20 protein-coding genes and 1 pseudogene are annotated in these 19,785 nt (G+C 66.1%); 8 read left to right on the top strand and 13 right to left on the bottom strand.

Going from position 1 to position 19,785, the window contains the following annotated elements:
- Window positions 1-25: 25 nt before the first annotated feature.
- The 6 genes from C265_RS12920 to C265_RS12895 are packed head-to-tail and all read right to left on the bottom strand — an operon-like array spanning window position 26 to window position 4,480.
- The gene (locus C265_RS12920; RefSeq protein ID WP_010811746.1) at window positions 26-313 is read right to left on the bottom strand and encodes an MSMEG_0570 family nitrogen starvation response protein; all 288 of its coding nucleotides are present in this window, start codon (window positions 311-313) and stop codon (window positions 26-28) included.
- An 8-nt stretch (window positions 314-321) separates the two neighbouring features.
- Window positions 322-1,317 (bottom strand): sll0787 family AIR synthase-like protein, encoded by a 996-nt coding sequence (locus tag C265_RS12915; protein ID WP_010811745.1) that lies wholly within the window; start codon window positions 1,315-1,317, stop codon window positions 322-324.
- The gene (locus C265_RS12910) at window positions 1,314-1,868 is read right to left on the bottom strand and encodes an MSMEG_0567/Sll0786 family nitrogen starvation N-acetyltransferase (RefSeq protein ID WP_010811744.1); all 555 of its coding nucleotides are present in this window, start codon (window positions 1,866-1,868) and stop codon (window positions 1,314-1,316) included. Before C265_RS12910 ends, C265_RS12915 begins: the two co-directional genes overlap by 4 nt.
- Window positions 1,865-2,968 (bottom strand): MSMEG_0568 family radical SAM protein, encoded by a 1,104-nt coding sequence (locus C265_RS12905; protein ID WP_010811743.1) that lies wholly within the window; start codon window positions 2,966-2,968, stop codon window positions 1,865-1,867. The genes C265_RS12910 and C265_RS12905 overlap by 4 nt, the downstream gene beginning before the upstream one ends.
- A complete protein-coding gene (locus C265_RS12900) occupies window positions 2,961-3,977 on the bottom strand; it encodes a Nit6803 family nitrilase (protein ID WP_010811742.1) in 1,017 nt (338 codons plus the stop codon). The genes C265_RS12905 and C265_RS12900 overlap by 8 nt, the downstream gene beginning before the upstream one ends.
- A 20-nt stretch (window positions 3,978-3,997) precedes the next feature.
- Window positions 3,998-4,480: an MSMEG_0572/Sll0783 family nitrogen starvation response protein gene (locus C265_RS12895; RefSeq protein WP_010811741.1), complete on the bottom strand. Its 483-nt coding sequence runs from the start codon at window positions 4,478-4,480 to the stop codon at window positions 3,998-4,000.
- A 414-nt stretch (window positions 4,481-4,894) separates the two neighbouring features.
- Between C265_RS12895 and C265_RS12890 the strand changes: the two genes are divergently transcribed.
- The gene (locus tag C265_RS12890; protein WP_010811740.1) at window positions 4,895-6,286 is read left to right on the top strand and encodes a PLP-dependent aminotransferase family protein; all 1,392 of its coding nucleotides are present in this window, start codon (window positions 4,895-4,897) and stop codon (window positions 6,284-6,286) included.
- Between the two features lie 71 nt (window positions 6,287-6,357).
- On the opposite strand, the gene C265_RS12885 is transcribed toward C265_RS12890, so the two are convergent.
- From C265_RS12885 to catA, 6 genes and pseudogenes are all read right to left on the bottom strand, one after another.
- A complete protein-coding gene (locus C265_RS12885; RefSeq protein ID WP_010811739.1) occupies window positions 6,358-7,053 on the bottom strand; it encodes an alpha/beta hydrolase in 696 nt (231 codons plus the stop codon).
- Window positions 7,054-7,162: 109 nt separating this feature from the next.
- Entirely contained in the window at window positions 7,163-7,948 is a 786-nt protein-coding gene (locus C265_RS12880) for a 1,6-dihydroxycyclohexa-2,4-diene-1-carboxylate dehydrogenase (protein ID WP_010811738.1), read from the bottom strand.
- 17 nt (window positions 7,949-7,965) lie between these two features.
- A complete protein-coding gene (benC, locus tag C265_RS12875; RefSeq protein WP_010811737.1) occupies window positions 7,966-8,985 on the bottom strand; it encodes a benzoate 1,2-dioxygenase electron transfer component BenC in 1,020 nt (339 codons plus the stop codon).
- 21 nt (window positions 8,986-9,006) lie between these two features.
- Window positions 9,007-9,524, bottom strand: a pseudogene (gene benB, locus C265_RS12870) (benzoate 1,2-dioxygenase small subunit).
- Window positions 9,521-10,954, bottom strand: coding sequence for a benzoate 1,2-dioxygenase large subunit (gene benA / locus C265_RS12865; protein ID WP_010811736.1), 1,434 nt, complete (start codon window positions 10,952-10,954; stop codon window positions 9,521-9,523). The pseudogene benB and the gene benA overlap by 4 nt, the downstream one beginning before the upstream one ends.
- Window positions 10,955-11,058: 104 nt before the next feature.
- On the bottom strand, window positions 11,059-11,982 hold the full coding sequence (gene catA / locus C265_RS12860) for a catechol 1,2-dioxygenase (protein ID WP_010811735.1): 924 nt from the start codon (window positions 11,980-11,982) through the stop codon (window positions 11,059-11,061).
- A 146-nt stretch (window positions 11,983-12,128) separates the two neighbouring features.
- Here catA and C265_RS12855 point away from each other — a divergent pair, with 146 nt between their 5' ends.
- The 5 genes from C265_RS12855 (at window position 12,129) to C265_RS12835 (ending at window position 16,306) form a co-directional block, all read left to right on the top strand.
- Entirely contained in the window at window positions 12,129-13,046 is a 918-nt protein-coding gene (locus C265_RS12855) for a LysR family transcriptional regulator (protein ID WP_010811734.1), read from the top strand.
- Between the two features lie 113 nt (window positions 13,047-13,159).
- Complete coding sequence (locus tag C265_RS12850; RefSeq protein ID WP_010811733.1) at window positions 13,160-14,305, top strand: muconate/chloromuconate family cycloisomerase; 1,146 nt, start codon at window positions 13,160-13,162, stop codon at window positions 14,303-14,305.
- Between the two features lie 45 nt (window positions 14,306-14,350).
- Entirely contained in the window at window positions 14,351-14,629 is a 279-nt protein-coding gene (catC, locus tag C265_RS12845; protein WP_010811732.1) for a muconolactone Delta-isomerase, read from the top strand.
- A 13-nt stretch (window positions 14,630-14,642) separates the two neighbouring features.
- A complete protein-coding gene (gene pcaD / locus C265_RS12840; RefSeq protein WP_010811731.1) occupies window positions 14,643-15,425 on the top strand; it encodes a 3-oxoadipate enol-lactonase in 783 nt (260 codons plus the stop codon).
- A gap of 26 nt (window positions 15,426-15,451) precedes the next feature.
- Window positions 15,452-16,306 carry a 3-keto-5-aminohexanoate cleavage protein gene (locus C265_RS12835; RefSeq protein WP_010811730.1) on the top strand — a complete coding sequence of 285 codons (855 nt, stop codon included), beginning with the start codon at window positions 15,452-15,454 and terminating at the stop codon, window positions 16,304-16,306.
- A gap of 133 nt (window positions 16,307-16,439) precedes the next feature.
- Here C265_RS12835 and C265_RS12830 read toward each other — a convergent pair whose 3' ends face one another.
- Window positions 16,440-17,135, bottom strand: coding sequence for a TetR/AcrR family transcriptional regulator (locus C265_RS12830; RefSeq protein ID WP_010811729.1), 696 nt, complete (start codon window positions 17,133-17,135; stop codon window positions 16,440-16,442).
- A gap of 291 nt (window positions 17,136-17,426) precedes the next feature.
- Here C265_RS12830 and C265_RS12825 point away from each other — a divergent pair, with 291 nt between their 5' ends.
- On the top strand, window positions 17,427-19,151 hold the full coding sequence (locus tag C265_RS12825) for an AMP-binding protein (RefSeq protein WP_010811728.1): 1,725 nt from the start codon (window positions 17,427-17,429) through the stop codon (window positions 19,149-19,151).
- Window positions 19,152-19,222: 71 nt separating this feature from the next.
- The coding region (locus C265_RS12820) for an acyl-CoA dehydrogenase family protein (protein WP_010811727.1) at window positions 19,223-19,785 on the top strand (563 nt) is incomplete at its 3' end.

Below are 19,785 nucleotides of genomic sequence, written 5' to 3'. Positions count from 1 at the left end.
TTAAGGCGAGGAATTTGAAGAACGGCTAGCTGCCAAAGCCGAGAAACCGGACGGTGGCGCCGTCCTGGCCCCGGAACCGCTGCGCGGCGATTTCCAGGATGCGGAGCTGGTCCATCGCGGACGAGCAGGCGTAGCCATACCTGGCACGCACCCGCTCGGAAGCGGCGCCCAGCGCGGTACGCGCGCGCTCGACGAACTCGTCCAGCGGATACGCCGCCCCTTCGGCAAAGTGCTCCGTGACGATCGAGGATGGGGAATAGCAGGCCATCTCGGTCTGGTCAGGCCAGCGGATGCGGAAATAGGTAACTGGCATGGCAGGTCTCAGGTTGGGGAATCAATCGGCGTGGCCAGGCGCGTCGGCAGGATGAACCCCGCCTCGCGGAAGTCCCACAACGTGGCCCGTTCGCCGGCGTGCGTGAGCGTGGCGACACGGGAATTGTCGATGGCGCCGATCTGGGCGCAGGCAATGCCGCGATCGAGGAAGCGTCGTTCGACCGCCTGCGCATCGTCGTCATCGACAGCCAGCAGGAAGCCATAGCTGGGGAATGCGGTCAGCCATCGCTCCAGCGGCACGCCATCGGGCCGCGGAATGCGCTCCAGCGCGATGCTGGCGCCCACCCCGGAGCATTCGAGCAGCATCAGCGCGGTGCCGAGCGCACCCGCCATGCTGATGTCCTTGGCCGCGGTGCAAAGGCCGTCTTCGGCCAGCACCGGCAAGAGTTCGAGATCCGCGCGCAGTCGTTCGCCCGGCGCGCCCGTCGATGCGTTCCAGAACGGGTACGGTTCCGCGAACGCGCCGCGCAGGTCCACCGCCATCAACAGGCGCTGCCCGGGACGCGCCGCGAAACTCGACAGCAGCTTGCGCGCCCGGCCAACGATCGCCACGGCAAGCTGGCTTTCCTCGCTGCGCGCGTTGCTGTGACCGCCGACGATCGGCACGCCATAAGCGGCAGACGCCGCTGCCATGCCCTTGAGCACTTCAGCGGCGTCGGCGGCGCCATGGCTCCATAGCGCATCGACCACGGCCGTCGGCCTGCCGCCCATCGCATAGATATCGCTGATGTTGACCATGACCGCGCTGTAGCCGGCGAACCACGGCATCGTGCGGATGAAATCACTGACCAGTCCTTCAATGGCGAACAGCAGGTAGCCGTCGCCATCCCGCCATGCCGCGCAGTCGTCGCCGACATCGACAGCCATGGCCGCGTTGCGTCCGGTGGCCGCGGCGCCGAGTGGCGACAGCATGGCCGGGATATCGGTCTTATGCGCAAAACCCCGGCTGCTGCGCAAGGTGTGTACGAGGTCGTCGAGGCTCATCGCACGGCCCTGCCTTCCGCAATCAGGCCCGCGTGCGGGGTATGGCAAGGTGGGTAATGGTTCAGGTCTGCCTGCATCAGGTGGTGAGGCCGCCCGAGCAGCGTCTCCTCTGCCAGGACGTGCCAATGCAAGCGCCTGAACAAGGGCACGTTCTGGCTCTGCACGTGCGCAAGGAAGCGCCGGCAGCCGATCGCGTGGGCGCTGCTCACCGCCAGGCGGATCAGCGTCGCACCGATCTTGCCCTGGCTTCGGTATGCCGCATCCACCGCTAGCCGCGAGCCGAACCACACGCCCGGCTCGCTTTCATGGATGCGAACCGTGCCGACCACGGTGCCGGGATGGCGGGGCAATTCCGGATCGAAGCGCACCGCCACCAGCAGTTGCGCCACGTCGTCCACCGCGTCCCGGTCGTCGCCCGCGAAGATGCCCTGCTCCTCGCAGAACACGGCCTGGCGCAGGCGATAGGCCTGCTCCGCCTCCCAGGTGTGCTCCGCCCAGCGGATGCGGAACATCGGGATGCCCGGCACCTCGACGCAGAGATCGCTTTTCATGCTGTCGCTCCGTCGGTCACCAGTGCCGCCTCGCGCTCGTAGGTGGCCAGTGACGAGCACGCGCCGCACTTGCCGCAACCCGCCTTGATGTCGGACGAGCGCATGCCGGCGGCGCTCAGCATGGCGCCGAGCGGCTGCAGGATCGACTGCATGAAGGCAGGCGAGGGTGCCGGGTGGTCCTCCAGCGGCGTGCCGGAGATCGGCACGAAAGGCACCACGAACGGATACACCCCGAGCTCGATCAGCTCGCGCGAGATCGACAGGATGGCTTCCGCGGTGTCGCCGAGTCCCGCGAGGATGTACGTGCTGACCTGCCCCCTGCCGAACACCGCAACGGCGGCCTTGAAGGCTTCCATGTAGCGGCTCGGAGGCACCGCCGCCTTGCCCGGCATGATGCGCTCGCGCAGCGCCGGCGTGACGACCTCGAGGTGCATGCCGAGCGTGTCGATGCCGGCGGCCTTCATGCGCTCAAACCAGCGGTCGTCGTCGGGCGGCTCGCACTGCGCCTGGATCGGCAGGTCGACCGCGGCCTTGATGGCGAAGGCGCTCTCGCAAAGAATAGCCGCGCCCCGGTCCGGCGTCGGCGGCGTGCCGGTGGTCAGCACCATATGCCTGACGCCGTCGAGCAGCACTGCGGCGCGCGCCACTTCGGCCAGTTGCTCCGGCGTCTTGCGCGCGATCGTGCGGCCCGCCGCCAGCGACTGGCCGATCGAGCAGAACTTGCAGGTCTTTTTGCGGCTCTCGTAGCGGATGCAAGTCTGCAGCACCGTGGTGGCCAGCACATCGGCGCCATGCAGCGTGGCGATATGCGAGTACGGGATGCCCTCCAGGGTCTGCAGCGCATGGAAACGCGGCGCCTTCGGAAAGCTGATGCTGGCAATCGGGATGGTGCCGCGCATCAGCGCGCTGCGCCCCGTTCCGTCGGGCGCCTGCGCCACGAACGGCGAGTGCCATGCGGTACTGGTATGCACCGGCACCATGATGGTCACGCCGTCGATGGTGACCGCCTTGTGATCGGACGGACCCGCCCCGCCGCGCCGGCTGGCCGCGCCGGCATTCGGGTCTTCCAGGCGCAGCCCGACGGACTGCAGTTCAGTCATCAATTGCCGGCTCGAAGCCGGCACGCTCGCGCTGGATGTCATCGCGGATACTCCCATGGAAGTTGGAGAAGGCGCCTGCCATCGGCACTGCCGTCGCCGCCGGCCGCTCATTGATGGCAAGGCTTAGCAGTTCCGGGCGCGCGTAGTGGCCCACCGAATCCATCATTCGCTTGCGCTTGGTGATGAGCGACATGTCGAGGTCGGCAATGACCATGCCCTCGCCCTCGCGCAACGGCGGCGCCAGGTGCTGGCCCTCCGGCGAGATGATTGCAGTGTTGCAGCCGCCGCGCAGCGCCTTCTGCAGCGCCGGATCGGTGGTCACGGAGGCGATCTGCGCTTCGGTCAGCCAGCCGGTGGCGTTGACGACGAAGCAGCCGGATTCCAGCGCGTGATGCCGGATCGTGACTTCGATCTGCTCGGCAAAGATCGGCCCGACCAGCGAGCCCGGGAACTGGCTGCAGTGGATTTCCTCGTGCTGGGTCATCAGCGCATAGCGGGCCAGCGGGTTGTAGTGCTCCCAGCACGCCAGCGCGCCGACGCGGCCGATCGCGGTGTCCGCGACCTTCAGGCCGGCCGCATCGCCCTGCCCCCAGATCATCCGTTCGTGGAAGGTGGGCGTGATCTTGCGGCGCTTGACCGCGAGGTTGCCCTCGGTGTCGAAGATAAGCTGCGTGTTGTACAGGCTGCCGTGGTCGCGCTCGTTCACGCCGAGCACCACGACCATGCCGTGCCGGCGTGCGCGCCCGGCGACGGCATCGGTGACCGGGCCGGGCACCACCACGGCCTGCTCGTACAGCCGCATGTGGTCGCTGCCGGAGTGCACCGGCGGCCGTACGAAGGAGAAGTACGGGTAGTACGGCACGAAGGTCTCCGGGAAGACGATCAGCTGCACGCCTTTCCCGGCGGCCTCGTCGATCGCCTCGCAGACCTTGGCCAGCGTGCCTGCGCCGCTCTCGAGGTCGGGCGCGATCTGGACCGCGGCCGCGCGCACAATGCGTTTCTGTGACATGGTGGCACCTGCCCTTTCGCTCAGACCGTCCAGGTATCGATGATCAGCGCGTTCTCCTTGCGGTGCAGCAGCTTGAGGTCGAGCACATCGAGCGGATTGATCGGGCGGATGCCCTCGATCAGCGAGGCCTCGCCGTGGCCGTACAGGGCCTGCAGGGCGAAGCGGCAGGCGTAGACCTTGCCGCCCTCGTCCATGAACTTGGTGAGCTGCTTGTTGAAGTTCATATGCCCGGGGAATGCCTCGTCGCCAAGCGTCGGGAAGCCGCGCTGAACGCCAAGGTTCACGCCGGGGCCGTACAGCAGGATCGAGGTCTCGAAGCCCTTGCGCAGCAGGCGCGTGGCCTGCAGCATGTTGACGAAGCCGATCGAGCCTTCGAAGGCGACGGTGTGGAAGGTCACCAGCGCCTTCTCGCCGGCTTCGGCCTTTACGTCCTCGAATACCTTCTCTTCATAGTCGACCAGGAAATCGCCCTTCTTGTGGGCCGGTTTGCTGACAGCAGGCATGCTTCTCTCCGTTGCGTTGATGGGGCAGTGCGGCCGACCGATCCCTTGCCGATCGACCATTCGGCGCCAGGCCGAACACGCCAACATCCGCAACCGATGTGCCACGCAATGCCCGCAGTCATGCGATCAATCTCCAATCAAGCCGAAGCTGACCAAATGATCGGCCCAATGATCGCAACGGCTTTGGCCATGGATGCCACCAAAGGCGCACAGCGCACGCCATGACGGCTTCGCCACAATGCACATTTTTGAACGGGAACCAGCCGCCTGGTGCGCACGCGTGGTGCATCCGCGCTGATATCGCACCATCATTGAGAACTTCTGATGCAATCGCTTGTGCGGCTTGGTAAGCGATCATTCGGGTGCTACCCTCAGGGCACTGAATGCCATCGCATCGCGCAGCGGGAGACCACGGTGTCCAACCTGACCAGCCATTGGGTAAGACGTATCGCCGGCAGTGCCAAGCCGGCCTATTTACTGATTCCGGACCTGATCGAGGAGGCACTGGCCGACGGCCAGTTGCGCGCGCGCGACCGGCTGCCGCCGCTGCGCGACCTGGCCGAAGCGCTGCAACTGAACTACACCACCGTGGCACGCGGCTACAGTGAAGCGAGGAAGCGGGGATTGATCGACACCAAGACAGGAAGTGGCACCTACGTGCGCGGACGTGCGCCCGCGATGCCGCTGCGCGGCGGCACGGGTGCGGAGATGTCCATGAACATGCCGCCGGAGCCGCCCGCGATGGCAGCGCGGCTTCGTTCCGCCATGGCGCAACTGCTGGAGGCTGCCGATCCCTACACGCTGCTGCGCTACCAGGACTTCGGCGGAACCCCGGCCGATCGCTCGGTTGCTGCGAAATGGCTGCGCCGCTGGGTGCCGGCATGCAGCGCGGACACCGTGCTGGTCACGCCCGGCATCCACAGCGCGCTGGTTGCACTGCTGTCGCAGCTCGCGCGGCCGGCGCAGACCATCTGTGCCGACGCGCTGGCCTACCCCGGCATCAAGGCCATCGCCGCGCAGCTCAATATCCAGCTACAGGCGCTGCCCGGCGACGAGGATGGCCCGTTCGCCCACGCCTTCGAAGCCATGTGCAAGACACAGAAGCCGGCGGCGCTCTATTGCAATCCGACCATCCAGAACCCGAGCACGCGCACCATGCCGCAGGCACGCCGCGAGCAGCTCGCCGAAGTCGCGCTGCGCTACAGCGTGCCGATCATCGAGGACGATGCCTACGGCATGCTGCCGCTGCGGGCACCACAGACGTTTGCCGCGCTCGCCCCGGAACTCACGTATTACGTCACCGGCCTGTCCAAATGCCTGGGCGCCGGGCTGCGCATAGCGTTCCTGCACGCCCCCACCGCCCGGCAGGCGCAGCGCCTGGCTGGCACCCTGCGGGCAACGACGGTGATGGCGAGCCCCATCAACACATTGCTCGCTACATCCTGGATCAAGGACGGAACGGTGGACGACATGCTCAAGGCCATCCGCGCCGAAAGCGCGGCGCGGCAGTTGATTGCGCGCCATGTGCTCGAGGGCCTGGCCTATGACGCGGACCCGGAGGGCTTTCACCTGTGGCTGCCGATCCCGGCGGCTTCAGCGTGGAGCCCGTCGGAACTGGCGCTGCACTTGCGCTCGCGCGGCATCGGCGCGGTATCGGCCGCCGCCTTCTCGACCGACGGCAACCCGCCCGATGCGATCCGTGTCTGCCTGGGCGGCCCGGGCGAGCGCGATGAGATCGAGGAGTCGCTGCGGATCATCGCGGAAACGCTCGATAATCCGCATCACTTGCATTCAGCGATGCTGTAGCCGGGGGGCTCCCCCTTGACCGTGCAGCTTTCCGCTGTTCGGCGCACTGGTCCGGCGGGGCGTTCAGGGCGCTATCCCCTGACCGACTCCGTCGCGGCTTCGTCGATCAACGCTGCAACCTCGGCTGGCTTCGAAGCCAGCGAAGCATGGCTTGCCGCCAGAGTCACGACCTTCCGGGGATTGAGCCGGGCCGACATCTTCAGTTGGTTTTCGGGGGCGATCATTCTGTCTTCGCTGGAAATCTGGTACCAGGACGGCTTCTTTTTCCAGGCCGGCGTCGTGATGACGTCGCCGAAGGTGCTTGCAAGCGGCGCCTTCTGCGTCACCGCCATCACCAGCGCGTCGTCGGGCGAAAGATCCTGGCAGAAGCTCTCATGGAACTTATCGGATCTGAGCCACAAGTAGCCGTCGCTGTCGGGTTCGAGATTGGGCGCCGCAACCGGAAGATGCTGATGCGTAATGCCACCGGGGCTCTCCCCCGCATCTGGCGCAAACGCCGCGATATACACAAGCCCCACCACATTGGGCTGGTCACCCGCCTGGGTAATCACCGCACCACCGTACGAATGCCCCACCAGGAGGACCGGCCCCTTCTGCTGGGCAATCATCTTGCGGGTACGCTCGACATCGTCAGCAAGCGATGTCAGCGGCATTTCAACGGCGCGGACGTTCGTATACCCCTTTCGCGCCAGTTCAACGATGACTTTTCCCCAATGCGCGGCACCTCCCCAGAAACCGTGCGCCAGAATGATCGAGGGCTTGGTCATGATCTGACTCCTATCTGCCAATGAAGGCTGTAAGCCGAACAATGCAACACGCTGCAGTCCCTCGGCGGTCGGACTGCGCTCCAATCGATTCCACCCAGACGCTGGCTCATCAGCCCTGATCCCCGCCGCCAACTGGCAAGACCGTGCCGGTAATGTACGAAGCCTCGTCCGAGGCGAGAAACAGGATGGCATGGACCTGCTCGTCGATCGTGCCATAGCGGTGCATCAGGCTCGAGGCCCTGGTCTGGTCGACAATGGCCTGGTACCAGATGGCCTCCTGCTCGCTCTGCGCTGCCATGTTGCGCGGAATCCTGCGCGGCGGCGCCTCGGTGCCGCCGGTGGCCACGGCGTTGACGCGCACGCCTTCGTGCGCATGCTCGAAGGCGAGGCTGGCCGTCAGTGCGTTGACGCCGCCCTTGGCCGCCGCGTAGGGCACGCGGTGGATGCTGCGCGTGGCAATCGACGACACGTTGACGATGACGCCCTGCCGGCGCGCGACCATGCCGGGCAGCACCGCGCGGCAGCACCACAGCGTGGGGAACAGCGAGCGCCGGATCTCGGCTTCGATCTGGTCCTCCTCATAGGCCTGGAAGGGCTTGGCCCAGATCGTGCCGCCCACGTTGTTGACGAGGATGTCGATGCGGCCGAAGGCTGCTTCGGCCGCCTGCGCCATCTGCGTGGCGCCGGCATAGCGCTCCAGGTCGGCGTGCACTGCGATGGCCTGCCCGCCCGCAGCAACGATCTGCGCCGCGACTTCATCGACCAGCGCCGATCGGTCGACCAGCACCACCGAGGCGCCCTCGGCGGCGGCGGCCTGTGCGACGCCGCGGCCGATGCCTTGCGCGGCTCCGGTCACGATCATGGCTTTGCCGGCAAAGCGTGTAGCAGTTCTCATGTTGTCGTGCTCCTCGCTCATGCCGCGTTGCTGGCCGAGAACTTCTCATAGTAGAAGCCGGCGGGCGTGATGCCGCTCTGCTGCAGCCAGCCGCGCACGGCCTCCACCATCGCCACGGGGCCACACAGGTAGATGTCGACATCGCCGCCGTTGAGCCATTCCGGCTCCACATGGGCTGTGACATAGCCCTTGCGTGGGTGGTTACTGGCAGCGTCGGCGACGCAGGTACGGTATTCGAAGCCGGCCAAGGCACCCTGGGCCGTATCGATGCGTGACAGCGCCACCAGGTCGATGTCGTTGGTGACCCCGTAGACCATGCGCACCGGCTGCGCACAGCCACTGGCGGCCAGCACATCGAGCATCGACAGGAACGGGGCGATGCCGGTGCCGCCGGCCAGGAACAGCACCGGCCGTGTCACCGCGCGCAGGTAGAAGCTGCCGTACGGACCCGAGAACGCCACGCGCTCGCCGGACTTGGCCTGGCTGGTCAGCCAGGTGCTCATCCGGCCTTCCGGCACGTTGCGCACCACGAAGCCGGTGCGCGCGCTGCCGGGCGCGGAGCTGAAGGAATAGGAGCGCGTCTGCCCGGTGCCCGGGATCTCGACATTGACATACTGGCCGGGCAGGAAGTCCAGGCCGGCGGCCTCGTCCAGGTCGATGGAAAAGCCGATGGTCGAATCGGAGAGCTGTTCCAGCTCGGCCAGCGTCCCCTGGTAGGTGGTGACGCCGGTCTTGCACGCGGCCGACGAGGCGGGCACGCGAATCACGCAGTCCGAACGCGGGCGCGTCTGGCAGGCCAGCACGTAGCCCCGGCCAGCTTCCTCCGCGGTCAGCGCATCTTCGATATAGCTGGATTCGGGCAGGTCATAGCTGCCCGACTCGCACAGCCCGCGGCAGGTGCCGCAGGCGCCGTCGCGGCAGTCCAGCGGGATATTGATCTGCTGCCGGTAGGCGGCATCGGACAGGGTCTCGTGCTCGCCGCAGGTGATGAACCTGGTGACGCCGTCTTCGAATTGCAGGGCGATGGTGTGTTCCATGGCGCGTTCCTCCAGCCTGGATCAGATGTGATAGATGTCGATGACCTGGTTGATGTAGTCGTTCTTGAGCACGACATACTTGTCCAGGATGCGCGGCTGCGCGCCGGAGAGGTCGAGCGTGTAGCGCGACATGCCGAAGTAGCTGTAGGTGGTCTGGTAGCGATGGCTCAGCGTGTGCCAGTTGAAACGCACGGTGCAGGTGTCGCCCGCCACCCCGAGCACTTCCACGTTGCTCAGGTTGTGGCTGGTGCGCGTGTCCGGAATGGTGGCGCTGGAGCGCGCTCGGTCTTGATGCGGAACACGCGATCCTCCAGGCCCTGGCGGGTCGGGTAATAGATCAGCGAGATCTCGCGCTGCGGGTCGGTGATCAGCTTGCCGTCGTCATCCCAGCAGGGCATCCAGAACTTTGCGTCGGGGTGGTAGCACGCAAGCCATGCGTCCCACTCTTCGTCATCCAGCAGCCGTGCCTCGCGGTACAGGAAGGACTGGATGGCGGCCAGGTCGACCGGTTGGTCGAGGGTGATGTCGGCGGTGCTCATGCTGCGCTCCCTGCGGCGGCGTCGGTGGTGTCGGTGGCTTCATTCGCGGCTTCGGCGGATTGCTCTGCCACGGCCTTCTTCATCACGTCCAGCCAGTAGCGGTGCTGCACCGTGTAGAGGCCCTCGTCCTCGGTGCGCACCCCGCTCATCACGGGCTTGAGTCCGATGCGCTGCGCGGCCTCGTCGGCACCGTCGATCCAGTGCTTCGCGCCGCGGCACATGTCGTTCCAGGCCAGTGCCTGCCCGGCGTAGCCCTGCTGGCAAGCGCGGAACTCCTCGAGGTCGTCGGGGGTGGCCATGCCGCTGACGTTGAAGAAGTCCTCGTACTGGCGGATGCGGCGCGCGCGCGCCTCGTCGGATTCTCCCTTCGGCGCGATGCAGTAGATGGTGACCTCGGTCTTGTCGACGGCCAGCGGACGCAGCAGGCGGATCTGCGAGCCGAACTGGTCCATCAGGTAGACGTTGGGATAGAGGCACAGGTTGCGAGAGTTCTGGATCATCCAGTCCGCGGTCTCGGCGCCGCAACGCTCGGCGAATTCCTCGCGGCGGCTGAAGTTGGGGCGGTCCTCCGGGTTGGCCCAGCGCGTCCACAGCAGCATGTGGCCATGCTCGAAGGCGTAGAAGCCGCCGCCCTGCTGGCCCCACTTGCCGGCGTCCATGGCGCGGATCTTGTCTTCCTGCGCGTTCTTCTGCTTGCGCTGGCTGGTGGTTGCGGCGTAGTTCCAGTGCACCGCCGACACGTGGTAGCCATCGGCGCCGTTCTCGGCCTGCAGCTTCCAGTTGCCCTCGAACGTGTAGGTAGACGAGCCGCGCAGCACCTCGAGCCCGTCGGCCGACTGGTCGACGATCATGTCGATGACGCGCGCCGCTTCACCCAGGAAATCCTTCAGCGGCGGCACGTCAGCGTTCAGGCTGCCGAACAGGAAGCCGCGGTAGTTCTCGAAGCGCGCCACCTTCTTCAGGTCGTGCGAGCCTTCCTTGTTGAAGCAGTCAGGGTAGCCGGCGTTCTCGGGATCCTTCACCTTCAGCAGCTTGCCGCTGTTGTTGAAGGTCCAGCCGTGGAACGGGCAGGTGTAGGTGGCTTTGTTGCCGCGCTTGTGGCGGCACAGCATGGCGCCGCGGTGGCTGCACGCGTTGATGAAGGCGTTCAGTTCGCCCTGGCGATTGCGCGCGATCACCACCGGCTGGCGGCCGATATGGGTGGTGTAGTAGTCGTTGTTGTTCGGGATCTGGCTTTCGTGCGCCAGGTAGATCCAGTTGCCCTCGAAGATGTGCTTCATCTCGAGTTCGAACAGCTCTTCGTCAGTGAAGGCCGCGCGGTGCAGCCGGTAGTCGCCGCTTGCCTTGTCTTCCACCAGGAAGGTATCCAGGTCGAGGCGCTTTGCGCCGGGGCGAACGGGGGCCTTGCCCTCCGGATAGATGGGGATCATGGAGTTGTCTCCTGCCGATGTCTTGTCGCCGGGGCGGCGCTGCGCATGGCGCTGCCGCCCGGACTGGATCTGCCGGCCCGCGCGGCGGGCGGCATTGCGGAAAATCAGGCGGCGGCGCGCTGGCGCTCCACCTCGGCGGCGGGGGCGCCGGCCTGCTCCGGCAGCAGCCGGAAATCGAAGTCGATCGAGGCGAACGGCTTGTCCACGCCGTGTTTGTCGAGCGCGGCGGCTTCGGTGACGCGGGTCACCGCCGGCACCAGCCCCTCGCGGCTGGCGAAGGCGAAGTCGTCCCACAGGTATTCGTCGCCGTCGATGTTGATCTGCGTGGTCAGCTTGCGGTGGCCGTCCGCCGACACGAAGAAGTGGATGTGGGCCGGGCGCCGGCCGTGGCGCGCAAGCTGGTCCAGCAGGCGCTGGGTGGTGCCTTGCGGCGGGCAGCCGTAGCCGTTGGGCACGTTGCTGCGGAACTGGTAGCGGCCGTTTGCATCGGTGACGATGGTGCGGCGCAGGTTGAAGTGCGACTGGGTCTTGTCGAAGAACGAGTAGTTGCCCATCAGGTTGGCATGCCACACCTCGACCCTGGCGCCGGGCAGCGGCTTGCCGTCGGCGCCGTACACCGTGCCTTGCATGAACAGGACCTCGCCCTTGCCGTCGTCGCTACCATCATCGAGCCGGGCAAAGCCGGTGCTTTCCGGGGCGCCGGCCACGTAGAGCGGGCCTTCGATGGTGCGCGGCGTGCCGCCGGTCAGGCCGGCGCGGGCTTCGGCCTCGTCGGCGCGGACGTCGAGAAAGCGTTCCAGCCCCAGGCCGGCGGCGAGCAGGCCCAACTCCTGGGTGGCGCCCGCCTCGGCGAAGTACTCGATGCCCTTCCAGACATCGCTGGCGCTCAGGTCGAGGTCCTCGATCGCCTTGAACAGGTCCGCGGTCAGGCGGACTACCACCTGCTGCACGCGCGGGTCGGGGGTGCCTTGCGTGCCGGTGGCGATGATAAAGCTGTGGACCAGGGCGTCGATTTCCGAGTGAGTCATGGGGGTCTCCATAGTTGTGGTTGGGTCCCGGTTCATGCTTTGCAGGTATCGAGCTTGTCTTCCGGGCACGGATGGAGCATAGTCAACGGCAGTTTTGGCAGTCCAACACTGATTTAGTATCCCATCGATACTCAGGAGGTATAGTCTTGGAATTGCGGCACCTGCGTTACTTCGTGGCGGTGGCAGAGGAACGCAACTTCACCCGGGCGGCCGAGCGGCTGCATATCGCACAGCCGCCGCTGTCGCGCCAGATCCAGCAACTGGAGGACGACCTGGGTGTGCAACTGTTCGAGCGCCACTCGCGCCCGCTGAAACTGACCGACACCGGGCGCTTCTTCTATACCCACGCGCTGCAACTGCTGGCCCAGACCGCGGAACTGCAGGCGATGACCAAGCGGGTCGGCAAGATCGAGCACAAGATGTCGGTCGGCTTTGTCGGCTCCACGTTGTATGGGATGCTGCCGCGGATCATCCGGCGCTTCCGGCAGATGCACGCCGATCTCGAACTGAGCCTGCACGAGATGTCGACCATGGACCAGATCAAGGCGCTCAAGGAGGGGCGCATCGATGTGGGCTTCGGGCGCATTCGCCACGAAGACCCGTCGGTGCGGCGCGTGGTGCTGCGTGAGGAGCGCATGATCGTGGCACTGCCGGTCGGCCATCCGCTGGCTGACGCCAAGCCCGAGCTCGCGCTGCACGACCTGGTCGGCGAGCCGCTCATCATCTTCCCCAAGGCGCCGCGCCCGAGCTTTGCCGACCAGGTGCTGGCCGCCTTCCACGACCGCGCCCTGAAGCCGCGCCGCCTGCACGAGGTGCGCGAGCTGCAGATCGCCCTCGGGCTGGTGGCGATGGGCGAAGGCATCTCGGTGGTCCCGAGCAGCGTCTACGGGCTCAAGCGGGGCGACGTGACCTACAAGGAACTGGACGATCCCAAGCTGGTGTCGCCCATTATCATGAGCACGCGCATGCTGGACGAGTCGGCCGACCTGCGCTCGCTGCGGGACATGATCTACCAGCTCTACGAGGATGAGGGCATGGCCTACCTGCCGCCGCCGAAGGAATAAGGCGCAACGGGCGGTTCATACTCTGTAGGTATGGAATCAGACGCCAACGGTCTTGGACACCCCAAAAATAGCCCTCCATACTCCGGTGCAACGTTCAACTGCATCAGGAAGGTATGAAAGTGGCGACGCAGCAAAGCATCACGGCCATCGAGTCCATCGAGGCCATCCTGGTCGATCTTCCGACCATCCGGCCGCACCAGCTCGCCATGGCGACCATGCAGCGGCAGACGCTGGTGATCGTCCGCCTGCGCTGTGCCGACGGCATTGAAGGCCTCGGCGAGGCGACCACCATCGGTGGACTTTCCTACGGCGACGAGAGCCCCGAGGGCATCAAGCTGACCATCGACAGCTACCTTGCACCGGCGCTGCTGGGCCAGGATGCGGCCAATGTGCATGGCGCCATGGCGCGCCTCGGCAAGGTCGCACGCGGTAACCGCTTCGCCAAGTCGGCGCTCGAGACCGCACTGCTGGACGCGCAGGGCAAGCGTCTCGGCGTGCCGCTGGCGACACTGCTGGGCGGCGCCGTGCGCGACACCCTGCCGGTGCTGTGGACGCTCGCCAGCGGCGACACCGCGCGGGACATCGACGAGGCCGAGCGCCTGCTCGCCGAGCGCCGCCACGATACCTTCAAGCTCAAGATCGGCCGGCGCAGCGTGCGCGAGGACGTCGCACACGTTTCCGCGATCAAGCGCGCGCTGGGCGAGCGCGCGCGTGTCACGGTGGACGTCAACCAGGCCTGGAACGAAGCGGATGCCGCCACCGGCATTGCCATGCTGGAGACCGCCGGCATCGACCTGATCGAGCAGCCCACGCCACGCGAGCAACGCGCCGCGCTGGCGCGCCTGGCGGCGCGTTTCGTGGTGCCCATCATGGCCGACGAAGCGGTGTGCGGGCCCGAGGACGCGATGGAACTGGCCCGCATCGGCGGCGCCGACGTGTTCGCCCTGAAGATCGCCAAGTCGGGCGGCATCTTCGGCATGCTGCGCACGGCCGCGGTGGGCGATGCGGCCGGCATCGCGCTGTATGGCGGCACCATGCTCGAAGGCAGCATCGGCACCATTGCCGCCGCCCACGGCTTTGCGACCCTGCCGCAACTGGCGTGGGGCACCGAACTGTTCGGCCCGCTGCTGCTGAAGGACGACATCGTGGCCGAGCGCCCCGTCTACCGCGACTTCGCGTTGCACCTGCCGCAGGGCCCCGGCCTGGGCATGGCGCTGGACGAGGACAAGCTCGCCCACTACCGGCGCGACCGCGCCTGATTCCCTGCCATCAGACCCCATCAGAATCGAAGCGAGGAGACACCAATGCTGTATCTGGTACGAATGGACGTAAGCCTGCCGCACGACATGCCCGCCGCGCAGGCGGAGGACATCAAGGCGCGCGAGAAAGCCTATGCGCAGGACCTGCAGCGCCAGGGCAAGTGGCAGCAGCTCTATCGCGTGGTGGGCGAGTATGCCAACTACAGCGTGTTCGACGTCGAGTCCAACGAGGCGCTGCACACGCTGCTGTCGGGGCTGCCGCTGTTCCCGTACATGAAGATCGCCGTCACGCCGCTGGCGCCGCATCCTTCATCGATCCGCTGAGGGAGCCCACGTCATGCGCTTTGCCACCCGCGACGGGCTTCGCCTTCACTATGAACTTAACGGTCCGGCCGGCGCGCCGGTGCTGGCCCTGTCCAACTCGCTGGGCACCACCCTGTCGATGTGGGACCCGCAGATGCCGGCGCTGCTGGAGCGCTTCCGCGTGCTGCGCTACGACACGCGCGGCCATGGCGCCTCCAGCGTGCCGGCAGCGCCGTTCGGCATGGCCGAGCTCGGTGCCGACGTGCTGGCGGTGATGGACCATGCCGGTGTCGAGCACGCCCACTTCTGCGGCCTGTCGATGGGCGGCATGACCGGCATCTGGCTGGCACGCCACCATCCCGAACGCTTCGGCCGCTTCGTGCTGGCCAATACCGCGGCGCTGATCGGCCCGGCGTCCGGCTGGAACACGCGCATCGAGCGCGTCCGCAACGAGGGCATGGCGGCGATCGCCGGGGGCGTGCTGGCCCGCTGGTTCACGCCGGCCGCGCTGGCCGGCGATCCGGCGCACATCGCGCCCGTGCTCGCCATGCTCGCATCCACGGATGCCGATGGCTATATCGCCAACTGCGCCGCCGTGCGCGACGCCGACCTGCGCGGCCTGCTGCCAGGCATCCGCTCGCGCGTGCTGGTGATCGCGGGCGTGCAGGATGCCGCCACCACGCCGGAACAGGGCCGCGAGCTGGCGCAAGGCATTGCCGGCGCCGAATACCTCGCGCTCAACGCCGCGCATTTGTCCAACTGGGAGTTGCCCGAGGCGTTTTCGCACGCGGTGATCCACTTCCTGTCACAGGCGTGATGCCATACATCCTTACCGGAGCCGACATGACCCAGCCCTGCATCATCTCCGTCGCCATCACCGGCTCGCTGCCGCGCAAGCGTGACAACCCTGCCGTGCCGATCACTGTCAGCGAGCAGGTCGAATCCACCCAGGCCGCCTTCGAGGCGGGCGCCACGCTCGTCCACCTGCACGTGCGCAATGACGACGAGACGCCCTCCTCCGAGCCCGACCGCTTTGCCCGCGTGCTGGAGGGCATCCGCAAGCATGCGCCGGGCATCATCACGCAGGTCTCCACCGGCGGCCGCTCAGGCGCGGGAAGGGAGCGAGGGGGGATGCTGTCGCTGCGCCCGGACATGGCGTCGCTTGCCACCGGCTCGGTCAATTTCCCCACTCGCGTCTATGACAATCCGCCAGACCTGGTGGACTGGCTCGCCGCGGAAATGAAGGCCTACGCCATCAAGCCCGAGATAGAGGCCTTCGACCTGTCGATGATCTTCCAGGCGGTGGCCATGCAACAGGCCGGCAAGATCGACGGCGCACTGCATATCCAGTTCGTGATGGGAATCAAGAATGCGATGCCGGTCGATCGCGAGGTGCTTGCCTTCTACGTGCACACCTTGCGGCGCCTGGCACCCGATGCGACCTGGACCGGCGCTGGCATCGGCCGGGACCAGCTGACGATGGCGCGCTGGTCGCTCGAACTGGGCGGCCATTGCCGCACCGGCCTGGAAGACAATGTGCGGCTTGACAAGCAGACACTGGCGCCCTCCAACGCCGCGCTGGTCAGCCAGGTAGCGGCCTTGTGCGAGGAATATGGGCGCCCCGTGGCGACAGTGGCCCAGGCGCGCGCGCTGCTGGGGCTGCCATCAATGGAAATCGACGGGCGTTCGCCCTGGTAGATTAAGGCCTATTCGAAGACGTGCAGGGCCGCCAGCAGGCGATCGCGCATGGCGGCGCATGAATCCGGCAAGGGTCCCTCGCAAGAACTAGATCAGTGGATTAGTGGACCGGCGCTTCAAGGCGCGCCGCACGTCAACCGTTGCCCGCCCTTCTCAATGCCGCGCCGACTTCTCCATAGAATGCGCGCAATTTCTCCACCTCGACGTCTACAGGCAGCAAGGCGGGCCACAACAACGCCACCATATCCCTGGCCGTCTTCTCGATATCCACTTGCCGCTGCCGGGCGATCGCGTCCCACAGGATGTGCTCCATCGGGCCGAGGATTGCCGAGCGCAGCAGGCTCAACGGCAGGTCATCCCGGATCTCGCCGTTGTCCCGCGCCCGCGCCAGCAAGTCCATCAACGGTGCCGTATAGCGGCGCTGCAGCGGTACGAACACCTCTCCCAGCCCCGGCCCTTTTGCACGCCCCTCCGACAACACCAGCGCACACAAGCCCGTCCCCTGGATCAGGAACAACCTCAGGTGTGTCCTGACATAGAACTCCAGCTGCACCTTTGTGCTTTGCCCGTGCGGCATGCCTTGTTCCACGGTGCTGATGATCTCGTCATACCAGTCCTCGATCACGCGTGCGCATAGCTCGCGCTTGCCATGGAAGTAGGTGAACACCGTGCCCTCGGAGATGCCCAGGCGCTGGGCGATCTCGGTGGTCGTGGTCCGCTCATAGCCGAGCTCGGCGAATACCTCGCGGCTGACGCGCAGGATGTCCCGGATGCGTTGTTCCGCCTTGGCGCCCGCCGGCACACGGCGGGGCGATGTGACGTCTTCCATCTTGATTGAGTCCTTGCTTACCCGAAGGCGAGATTATAGGGCCGGCTCAGCCCTGACTTGAGCTTTACTCAATTTTAGGTTGCCATTTCGATTGGCACCATGTATTTTTCGATCATCGCACCAACGGGTGTCAGGCGAGCCTCGAAGGAATAGCCAAAAATAAAGCAACCGCGCCGCAAATATTCGGGAAAACCCGGAGACGCCACCCCAGAATCCATGGATACGCTGTTTATTGAGTAACACTCACAAATATCCAACGTGACGAACCACAACCGGGCTTTGGAGACAAGTATGACGATGCAGGCCGAGTCCTCTCCCACCATCCTGCCGATTGGCGGGCTTTCGCATGTGAGAGGGGACACCACCATTCCGCTGTCGGAACAGACCGTGCCGGAGTTGCTGGCGCAAACGGTGGCTCGCTATCCCGAGCGGAAAGCCGTTGCCTTTCGCGAGCAAGGGGTGCGCTGGAACTGGCGCGAATTCTCCGATGCCGTGGACGCACTGGCGGCAGGCCTGCACACGCTGGGGCTGGCCAGAGGCGACCGAGTCGGCATCTGGTCCCCCAACCGGGTCGAGTGGCTGGTCACCCAGTTCGCCACGGCGCGGCTGGGGCTGGTGCTGGTGAACATCAATCCCGCCTACCGCCTGTCCGAGCTGGAGTACGCGCTGAACAAGGTGGGCGTCAAGGCGATCGTCGCGGCGGAAGCCTTCAAGACCTCACGGTACCTGGAGATGCTCCAGGTACTCGCCCCCGAACTGGCCACCTGCGCGCCGGGCGAACTGCAGGCGGCGCGGCTGCCGGCACTGCGCTGCGTCATCCGCATGGGCGACGACCATACACCCGGGATGCTCCGCTATGCCGACGTGATTGCGCGCGGCACAGGCGTGGCTCGGTCGACGCTGGATGCCATCACGGCACAGCTGGACCGCCATGACCCGATCAACGTGCAGTTCACCAGCGGCACTACCGGTGCGCCCAAGGGCGCCACGCTGACCCATCGCAATATCGTCAACAACGCACGCTTCATTGCCATGGCGATGCGTTTCTCCGAGCAGGACAAGCTCTGCATCCCGGTGCCCTTCTATCACTGCTTCGGCATGGTCCTGGCGGTGCTGGCCTGCGTGTCCTCCGGCGCGGCAATGGTGTTCCCCGGCCAGGCCTTCGAGCCGGAAGCCACCATGCAGGCAGTCAGCGAAGAACGCTGCACGGCATTGCATGGCGTGCCGACCATGTTCATTGCCCAGCTCGATCACCCGAACTTCGCGAGCTACGACTTCTCTTCCCTGCGCACCGGCATCATGGCGGGGTCACCCTGCCCGATCGAAACCATGAAGCGCGTGGTGTCGCAGATGCATATGTCCGAGGTGACGATTGCCTACGGCATGACGGAAACTAGCCCGGTCTCCTTCCAGAGCAGCACCACCGATCCGCTGGACAAGCGCACGACCACGGTGGGCCGCATCCAGCCGCACCTCGAAGTCAGGATCGTGGATGCGACAGGTGCCACGGTTCCCGTAGGAGAAACCGGCGAGCTGTGTACCCGCGGCTATTCGGTGATGCTGGGCTACTGGGATGACGAGGCGCGTACCGCCGAAGCCATTCGCGACGGCTGGATGCACACCGGCGACCTCGCCACCATCGACGCGGAAGGCTACTGCAATATCGTCGGCCGCGTGAAGGACATGCTGATTCGTGGCGGCGAGAACATCTACCCGCGCGAGATCGAGGAGTTCCTGTTCCGCCATCCGAAGGTCCAGGCGGTCCAGGTGTTCGGCGTTCCCGACCAGAAGTACGGCGAGGAGGTCTGCGCGTGGATCGTGCTCAAGCCCGGCGCGAGCGCCACGGAGGACGAGATCCGCGATTTCTGCCGCGACCAGATCGCGCACTACAAGATCCCGCGCTACATCCGCTTTGTCGACGAGATGCCCATGACCATCACCGGCAAGGTACAGAAATTCGTGATGCGCGAGCGCATGACGCAGGACCTGAAACTCAGCGAATCCAGGACGGCCTGACGCGCTGGCGCCGGTGCACGGCGCCAGCCAATCCCCCCGCTCCCACAGACAACACCAGAGACAACACCGCTATGAACACCCTCCCCGGCCTCAAGTTCGACCTCGGCGAAGACATCGAAATGCTGCGCGATTCCGTGCGCGCCTGGGCTCAGGCCGAACTGGCCCCGCGCGCCGGCGAGATCGACCGCACCGACCAGTTCCCGATGGACGCCTGGAAGAAGATGGGCGACCTGGGCGTGCTGGGCATCACCGTGGCCGAGGAATACGGCGGTGCCAACATGGGCTACCTGGCGCACATGATTGCGATGGAAGAAATCAGCCGCGCCTCGGCGTCGGTCGGCCTGTCGTACGGCGCGCATTCCAACCTGTGCGTGAACCAGATCCACCGCAACGGCACGCCGGCGCAGAAGGCGAAGTACCTGCCCAAGCTGGTCTCGGGCGAATGGATCGGCGCGCTGGCCATGAGCGAGCCCAATGCCGGCTCCGACGTGGTCAGCATGAAGCTGCGCGCCGAGTTCAAGGGCGACCGCTACGTGCTCAACGGCACCAAGATGTGGATCACCAACGGCCCGGACTGCGACGTGCTGGTGGTCTATGCCAAGACCGAGCCTGAGCTGGGCGCGCGCGGCATGAC

It is taken from the genome of Cupriavidus sp. GA3-3, from assembly GCF_000389805.1.
Classification (GTDB): Bacteria; Pseudomonadota; Gammaproteobacteria; order Burkholderiales; family Burkholderiaceae; genus Cupriavidus; species Cupriavidus necator_D.
This window is presented reverse-complemented; position numbering and strand designations above follow the sequence as displayed.